General features: G+C 63.5%; 7 protein-coding genes and 1 pseudogene. 4 read left to right on the top strand and 4 right to left on the bottom strand.

Annotation, left to right across the window (positions count from 1 at the left end; genetic code table 11):
- On the top strand, positions 1 to 1,376 hold a 1,376-nt coding region (gene istA / locus M3149_RS22300), incomplete at its 5' end, for an IS21 family transposase (protein ID WP_251711562.1).
- Positions 1,366 to 2,168: pseudogene (istB, locus tag M3149_RS22295) on the top strand (IS21-like element helper ATPase IstB). The gene istA and the pseudogene istB, both read left to right, overlap by 11 nt.
- A gap of 68 nt (positions 2,169 to 2,236) precedes the next feature.
- Here istB and M3149_RS22290 read toward each other — a convergent pair.
- Positions 2,237 to 3,844 (bottom strand): hypothetical protein, encoded by a 1,608-nt coding sequence (locus M3149_RS22290; protein WP_251711561.1) that lies wholly within the window; start codon positions 3,842 to 3,844, stop codon positions 2,237 to 2,239.
- A 523-nt stretch (positions 3,845 to 4,367) separates the two neighbouring features.
- Here M3149_RS22290 and M3149_RS23235 point away from each other — a divergent pair.
- Positions 4,368 to 4,490: a YHYH domain-containing protein gene (locus M3149_RS23235; protein ID WP_353056838.1), complete on the top strand. Its 123-nt coding sequence runs from the start codon at positions 4,368 to 4,370 to the stop codon at positions 4,488 to 4,490.
- A 331-nt stretch (positions 4,491 to 4,821) separates the two neighbouring features.
- Positions 4,822 to 5,130, top strand: coding sequence for a hypothetical protein (locus M3149_RS22285; RefSeq protein ID WP_251711560.1), 309 nt, complete (start codon positions 4,822 to 4,824; stop codon positions 5,128 to 5,130).
- Positions 5,131 to 5,158: 28 nt separating this feature from the next.
- On the opposite strand, the gene tnpC is transcribed toward M3149_RS22285, so the two are convergent.
- From tnpC to M3149_RS22270, 3 genes are all read right to left on the bottom strand, one after another.
- Positions 5,159 to 6,667 (bottom strand): IS66 family transposase, encoded by a 1,509-nt coding sequence (gene tnpC, locus M3149_RS22280; RefSeq protein WP_251711563.1) that lies wholly within the window; start codon positions 6,665 to 6,667, stop codon positions 5,159 to 5,161.
- Positions 6,668 to 6,749: 82 nt separating this feature from the next.
- Entirely contained in the window at positions 6,750 to 7,082 is a 333-nt protein-coding gene (gene tnpB / locus M3149_RS22275; RefSeq protein ID WP_251711559.1) for an IS66 family insertion sequence element accessory protein TnpB, read from the bottom strand.
- Complete coding sequence (locus tag M3149_RS22270) at positions 7,079 to 7,369, bottom strand: hypothetical protein (RefSeq protein WP_251711558.1); 291 nt, start codon at positions 7,367 to 7,369, stop codon at positions 7,079 to 7,081. The genes tnpB and M3149_RS22270 overlap by 4 nt, the downstream gene beginning before the upstream one ends.
- Positions 7,370 to 7,505 lie beyond the last annotated feature (136 nt).

Here is a 7,505-nt window from a genome sequence, read left to right as displayed (position 1 = left end):
GGCGCAGCGTGAGCAAGCTCGACCCTTTTGCCGCCAAGCTGGCCGCCTGGCTCAAGACCGAGTCCACACGCTCGCGCAAGCAGCGGCGCACCCTCAAGCAGATGTGCGCTGATCTGCAGGCCCTAGGCTACAGCGGCTCGTACAACCGCGTGGCGGCCTTTGCACGGACCTGGCATGCGCAGCGCCAGATCGAGCAGCAGACCACCGGGCGTGGCACCTTTGTCCCGCTGAGCTTCGAGCCCGGCGAGGCGTTCCAGTTCGACTGGAGCGAGGACTGGGCGGTGATCGCCGGCACCCGCACCAAGCTGCAGGTGGCGCACTTCAAGCTCAGCCACAGCCGCGCGTTCTACCTGCGGGCTTATCCGCTGCAGACGCACGAGATGCTGTTCGACGCCCACAACCACGCCTTCGAGGTGCTCGGAGGCGTGCCCCGGCGGGGCATCTACGACAACATGCGCACCGCGGTGGATCGGGTGCACAAGGGCAAGAAGCGCGATGTCAACGCGCGCTTTGGCGCCATGGTCAGCCACTTCCTGTTCGAGCCCGAGTTCTGCAACCCGGCAGCGGGCTGGGAGAAGGGGCAGATCGAGAAGAACGTGCGCGATGCCCGCCATCGCCTGTGGCAATCAGCGCCGGCGTTTGCCTCGCTCGCCGATCTCAACGACTGGCTGCTGCAGCGCTGCCAGGCGCTGTGGCATGAGATCGATCACAGCCGTCTGGGCGGCACCGTGGCCCAGGCGTGGGAGCGCGAGCGCTCGCAACTCATGCCCATGCCGCGCCCCTTCGACGGCTTTGTGGACCACACCAAGCGAGTCTCCCCCACCTGCCTGGTGCACTTCGAGCGCAACCGCTACAGCGTGCCGGCCTCCTACGCCAACCGGCCGGTGAGCCTGCGCGTGTATGCCGATCGGATCGTCGTGTGTGCAGAAGGGCGCTTGATCTGCGAGCACCCGCGCATCATCGAGCGCCATCACCACGGCCTGGGCCAGACCGTCTACGACTGGCGCCACTACCTGGCGGTGCTGCAACGCAAGCCCGGTGCCTTGCGCAACGGCGCGCCCTTCGAGCAGTTGCCCGCCGGGTTCAAGCGGCTGCAGGCCGCGCTGCTCAAGCAGCCCGGCGGGGATCGGGAGATGGTGGAGATCCTGGCCCTGGTGCTGCACCACGACGAGCAGGCCGTTCTGGCCGCTGTGGAGCTCGCCCTGGAGGCGGGCGCACCCACCAAGACCCACGTGCTCAACGTGCTGCACCGCTTGCTCGATGGCAAGAGTGCGGTGCGTGCGGTCACCGCGCCGCAGGCGCTGCGCCTGGTGGTGGAGCCACAGTCCAACGTCGTGCGCTACGACCGCCTGCGGGAGGCTCGCCATGCGTCATGACCCTGCCATCGCCGCCGTCGTGATCATGCTGCGCGAGCTCAAGATGCATGGGATGGCCCAGGCCGTCGCCGAACTCGCCGAGCAAGGCGCACCGGCCTTCACGGCTGCCCAGCCCATCCTGTCCCAGTTGCTCAAGGCCGAGACCGCCGAGCGCGAGGTCCGCTCGGTGGCGTACCAGCTCAAGGTCGCTCGCTTCCCCGCCTACCGCGACCTGGCCGGCTTCGACTTCGCACACAGCGAGGTCAACGAAGCACTGGTGCGCCAGTTGCACCGCTGCGAGTTCCTGGAGGCAGCCAACAACGTGGTGCTGGTGGGCGGGCCGGGCACCGGCAAGACCCACCTGGCCACGGCACTTGGTGTGCAGGCCATCGAGCACCATCATCGGCGGGTGCGCTTCTTCTCCACGGTGGAGCTGGTCAATGCGCTGGAAGAGGAGAAGGCCTGTGGCAAGTCTGGGCAGCTTGCGCACCGCCTGGCCTATGCTGACCTCGTGATCCTCGATGAGCTGGGCTACCTGCCGTTCAGTGCTTCGGGCGGCGCGCTGCTGTTCCACCTGCTCTCCAGGCTCTACGAGCGCACCAGCGTCGTGATCACCACCAATCTGAGCTTTAGTGAGTGGGCCAGCGTCTTCGGAGATGCAAAATGACCACCGCGCTGCTCGATCGTCTGACCCACCATTGCCATATTCTTGAGACCGGCAACGACAGCTTCCGCTTCAAGAACAGTTCCGCCCAACAGCCCGCACCAGCACCCAAGAAGGAGAAGACCCCGAAGAACTTATCCACACCCTGAACCGCAAGGTTCATCCCAAAGGGTGGGTCAAGATTCAATGGAAATCCCGGGTCAGCTTTGCGTGGAAATCAACATTCCTTGAGAACGAAGCGGCGAAGTACGTCCGAACGAGCTGCGGCGGTAATGTCCAAAAGGGCATCGCGGGCCCAGTGGTGGTTGCCGTGCTTCTGAAAGAGCTCCTTCAGCAGCGGTTCGAGACGTTCTGGCCCTGCCTGCCAGTAGTTCTCTGAGGTGAGATTGAAGTAGCCACGACCCAACCGGTCACCCTGAAGCACTAGGCGCTGGATGCTCTCGGTCAATGCCCTCTTGGCGGCAGCAAGCGGCACCTTGGCGTTTCGCAGGTCGCCGAAGAATGCAAGGGCCTGGGGATCGCGTTCGAGAAGCTCTTCCCGGCAATGACTGTTGAGCGTCGCCAGCCACCCCAATAGCGGAAGAAACTGCCGATAGACCCCTTGCTCCCCCGTGGGTGCCCTCCACGTGAAGTGGTCTACCAGCGTGCGCGCCTGCTGCGGCGACTGAATGAGACTTGCAAGCCTCTGCGCGCCTAAGAACGGGGCGATTTCGTCCGGATAGAGTTTGACCTGGTTGAGGTCAGCGTCGATGAACATCTCTGTGTTCAAGAGCTGTTTCAGAATCTTGTCTGTCAGCATGGCGCCCGCAACCTTTCGAGCGGACAAGACTCCGTCGGTGACGGCCAAGACATCGTCAGTCAGCTCGATGTTGGGCAACAGGCAGACCTGCGAAGCCGACGCAAGCTTCTGCGCTGCCTCGGTCAGAACCTGGGGCGCTGCCCCGCCGGCGGCATCGATTCGTGCGTCGTTGCGTTGTCGGTCTTGGACTGCGGCTACGACTCGATTGAAGACCTCTGTGAGTGAGTCTGGCGGGCTTGTTGTCAGGCCAACGTTGGCCAAAACGTCCAGGCCGCCCGGGCTGGTTGTAAAGCCCGCCAATCCGCGATCGTGGGCAATGCGAAGGACTTCAGGCGCGTCTAGCGTGGGGTGCAGACCCACCAAGTAGGTCTTGGCCTGATTGGACTCAAGCGGAGTCATCGAGAACAACATCAGTGTCTCTGGCGCAGCTGCAGAAGCGCCGCCTGCTGATGTCGTGCTTGAATCCGTGGCTGCAGATGCAACTTTTCCCGTGCCCGCCTTGATAGACGTCTCGTAAGGACCAATCAGTTGCGAGGTGATGTTCTCTCGAACGGAGGTGCTCAGGACGGCGGGGCGCGTTGAGATGACCCACCGAATGAGGTCGCTGGGCCAGCCCACCTCCGTCGCCACGGCGGCGATGAGGTCTGCGATGCCATCGCGCTGTGCAGCCGAGGCTTCGTCCAGAGAATCGACAAAGAGCGTCAGCGGGGCAGTGGGGGCAGCTCGCCACGCGTCAAAAACAATCCGCTCTGCCGGTTCGAGCGCCTTCGCGAAGCTGGTGCGGTCCGCGACCTTGCGCAGGGCCACGAAAACTGCGTTGCCACCGCCCAGGCGCATTCGCTTGACCTGCTCCAGCATTTCGGTTGTCTTGCCGAAGTTGGCCGGGGCAATTACGACGGCAAAGCGATTCTCAAGGACCTGCGGCCACTTCAGGCGCTTGTCTGCGACTGAAGCGACGTAAATCTCGTGAGGTTCGTACTTGGGGCGATGGACGAAACGTCGGCCAAGGTCGAGATAGATGGGCATGCCCGATGTATACCAGTCGCGTGGCATGCTCGCACCCATGATGTGACGCGGCGCGCTACATGCAGGACCGCTTGTAGCCATGCTTGCGGGGCTGGTTGCTTGCAGCACGCCGCAAGCGCTCGTCCCTCCGGCGCCAGTTACCTCACGGCCCGATACACAGGGTGTGCCCGTCGCTGCGCTGAACTCCGAAGTGCGCCAGGAGACCATTCAGCAGACGATTTGCGTGCTAGGCTGCGCAGCGTCCCTCAAACCGCTGACGAGCGATACGAACGGCGTCAAGGCCAATCTGCTCGGGGAGCAAAGCTTACGCGCCAGCCATCCCCCGCCGTCCGCTCTCAGGCAAACCGGCCATCAGAACCTTCGCGCTGACTGGCCGCTTGCAGTCTAAATTCGACTGTGACAAACGTCACGCAGAAGCGGTGCATCCCCAAAGTTGATGAGATAGCGCCAGAAGCCCCCGTGCTAGGTTCGATACTCCCAAAAGGGAACCATCGCAATACTTCGAACCTAGGAGGAGACTTCAATGAAAACCGTAGTCGCTTTGGCCCTCGCATTTGCAGCATCCGTTGCCCTCGCTCACTCAGGCGGCACGGACTCGAATGGGTGTCATAACGAACGCAGGACTGGCGGCTACCACTGCCATTGAAATCACTCTGCGGCCGGTGACAGGCGGATAACAGACTGTGGCGTGGAATGGGGCAAGGCGTTGCTGATCGCATCCGCCAACAAGGCGCCCGCGCGTACTACGAACTGCGTGGCGTGTACCGCAACCCCTATCCGGGCAATACGCCCGAGTACAACCACTTTGAGCGCGGCTGGTTTCAAGCATTGCGGAGGGACGATGCACGTAAGCGGATGGCCAACCCATCTTGCACATGACGGTTGTTGATGGTCATCACTCCAACCTGGGGAGTGCGCTGGCTCCCATAGACTTGCGGTGCACCGCCACCGTCAGGCGGTCGAGATTTGCACCGATGATGAGTTCCAAGCAAACCATTCTGGATCGCGAGTTGTTCACGCAGGCCCTGCGCCACATGGGAGAGGAGGACCTGCTCTATCTCAACCGCATGGTGGTCGAGCGCCTGAACCTGCTGGCCCAGGCTAAGAGCACGGTGGAGCTGGCACAGTTCGCTGAGGGAGACCGGGTCCAGTTCACAGCCAGCGATGGCAGCGTCAAGCACGGCATCGTGATGCGCCTGAACAAGAAGACCGCCAGCGTGCGCACCGACGAAGGCCAGAGCTGGAAGGTCTCACCGGGCCTGCTGCGCAAGACCGCCACCCGATGAACGAGAGCCCTGGCGTCGAATGCCAGGATCAGCTCGTCGGCTGCCAGCGATGCGGCAGCAGTTCTTCAATCCGGCTGGCCTTGTGCGTGGGCAGCCGGGTAAGCACATCCTTGAGGTAGGCGTACGGGTCGTGCCCGTTCATGCGCGCTGACTGAATCAGGCTCATCACGGCTGCTGCTCGCTGGCCCGCGCGCAGGCTGCCGGCAAACAACCAGTTCGAGCGCCCAAGGGCAATGGGCCTGATTCGATTCTCGATCCAGTTGTTATCAGCCGGCAATTGCGGGTCATCAACAAAGCGCGTCAACGCCGCCCAGCGCTTGAGGCTGTAGTCCAGCGCCTTGGCCGTGGCCGAATTGCCCGCCACCTGCTGACGTTGCAGCACCATCCACTGATGCAAGGCATCCAGTATCGGGCGGCTGTGCTGCTGGCGCACCTGCAGCCGCTCTGGTGCCGCCAAGGCCTGGACGTCCCGTTCGATCTCATAGACCCGGGCGAACTGCGTCAGGGCAAACTCGGCAATCTGGCTCTTGTTGGCCACATGCAGGTCGAAGAGCTTGCGTCTGGCGTGAGCCAGGCAACCCGCTTCCGTCACACCTTGACTGAAACTGGCTTTGTACCCGGCGTAATCGTCGCAAATCAGGCTGCCACGCCAGTCACCCAGGAAGGCGCGGGCGTGTTCACCGGCGCGTGACTCGCAGAAGTCATAGACCACGGCGCGCGTGGCTTCAAATGCGCCCGGGGCATAGGCCCACAGGTAGGCCCGATGTGTCTTACCGTTGCCCGGCTTGAGCATGGCCACCGGGGTTTCATCGCCGTGCAACACCCGGTGCTGGAGAACCACGGTCTTGAGGGCATCGACCAGCGGTTGCAGCCGCGCGCCGCAGGTGCCCACCCATTGCGCCAGGGTGGATCTTGGAATGGCCAGACCGGCACGACCGAAGATGTTCTCCTGTCGGTACAAGGGCTGGTGGTCGGCGTACTTGGCCACCAGCACCTGCGCCAGCAGGCCTGTGGTCGGGATGCCTTTGTCGATGACGTGGGCGGCCACCGGCGCCTGTGTGAGGGTCTGGCACTTCGCGCAAGCCCACTTGCCCCGGACATGGCGCTCCACGGTGAAGACGCCTGGCACGTAGTCCAGCTTCTCGGCCACGTCCTCGCCGATGCGCTTCAACTGGCAGCCGCACTGGCATGTCGTGGACGTGGGTTCATGGCGAACCTCGCGCCGTGGCAGGTGCGTCGGCAGCGGTGTCCGTTTGGGTTGCTGCTTCTCGGCAGCAGGTTGAGCCGGGCGCAATTGCTCAATCTCGTGCGCGACGGCGGCCAGATCGCTGTCGAGTTCCTCTTCCAGCAGGGTGCGCTGATCAGCGCTGTGACGCTCGGATTGGGTGGCGAACTTCAGCCGCTTGAGCAGCGCGCACTCATAGGCGAGCTTCTCGTTGAGAGCACGCTGGTGGCGCAGTTCCGTGAGCAGGCGCTGGGTCACTTCGCGCAGTTGCTCTGCGTCCAGTTCGCTCAGGGCTTGCTCGTCGATCACCATGACCTGCAGTGTGCCAACCACCAACAGCCAAGGCCATTGGCACATCTCCCAATTGCCATGAATTCATCGTCGAGCCGAAGATTCAGATCACGGTGATGGCGCCGCTTGAGCCCATACGCTGCCAAGGCAAGCCCAGCACCAAGGCGTCCAGTTGGGCGTGCTCCAGCGCCACATTCGGGCTGCCCGGCGGCGCCCAGACGAACTTGCCCTGGTGCAATCGGCGCGCGGCCAGCCACAGACCCACGCCGTCGTGCACCAGCACCTTCAGACGATTGGCGCGCTGGTTGGCAAAGACGTAGGCGTGGTGCGGGTGGGCCGCGCCGAAGGTGGCGATCACCCGCGCCAGGGCGGTGTCGGTGCCCGCGCGCATGTCCAATGGCGCCGTGGCCAGCCAGGCCGCATCGATGCGGATCACCGCAACAACTCGCGCAGCATCTGGGCACACTGGTCCGCAGCAGACAAGGGCCAGTGCACGGTCACGGACATGCCGGGACGTTGACATTCGATACGGATGTCGGTCGCTGGCGTTGAGGCGGCAACGGACGACTGCTCGCTGGCGGTTATTGACGCTGCGGTGCTCAGCTCTATGGGGACGAAGGCCGGGGTCTGAGGTGTTGCGACTGCGGTGGTGATGCCACCTTCGAGGCGGTGCAGGCCCTGCGCCCACTCCTTACGCCAGCGGTGCAGCAAGTTGGCATTCATGCCATGTTGCGTAAGCGTGGCCTCAAGGCCCTTGTTGCCGGGCCGAGGGGAGCAGGTCAGCATGCGTCCATATGCAAGACAGTGGACATACCCCTGAGTGGAGCGGCCCGAAGGTTGAGCGCACCCTTCGCAACGG

Origin of the sequence: Hydrogenophaga intermedia (assembly GCF_023715105.1) — a bacterium.
GTDB lineage: Bacteria > Pseudomonadota > Gammaproteobacteria > Burkholderiales > Burkholderiaceae_C > Hydrogenophaga > Hydrogenophaga intermedia_A.
Note: the sequence above shows the minus strand (reverse complement) of the source record. Positions and strands in the feature narration are given on the sequence as shown.

What these genes read in the sequence shown, in the direction of transcription:
- tnpC (WP_251711563.1), bottom strand. Translation starts at nt 6,667, where the DNA reads ATGGTGATCGACGAGCAAGCCCTGAGCGAACTGGACGCAGAGCAACTG.
- M3149_RS23235 (WP_353056838.1), top strand. Translation starts at nt 4,368, where the DNA reads ATGAAAACCGTAGTCGCTTTGGCCCTCGCATTTGCAGCATCCGTTGCC.
- M3149_RS22290 (WP_251711561.1), bottom strand. Translation starts at nt 3,844, where the DNA reads ATGCCCATCTATCTCGACCTTGGCCGACGTTTCGTCCATCGCCCCAAG.
- M3149_RS22270 (WP_251711558.1), bottom strand. Translation starts at nt 7,369, where the DNA reads ATGAATGCCAACTTGCTGCACCGCTGGCGTAAGGAGTGGGCGCAGGGC.
- M3149_RS22285 (WP_251711560.1), top strand. Translation starts at nt 4,822, where the DNA reads ATGAGTTCCAAGCAAACCATTCTGGATCGCGAGTTGTTCACGCAGGCC.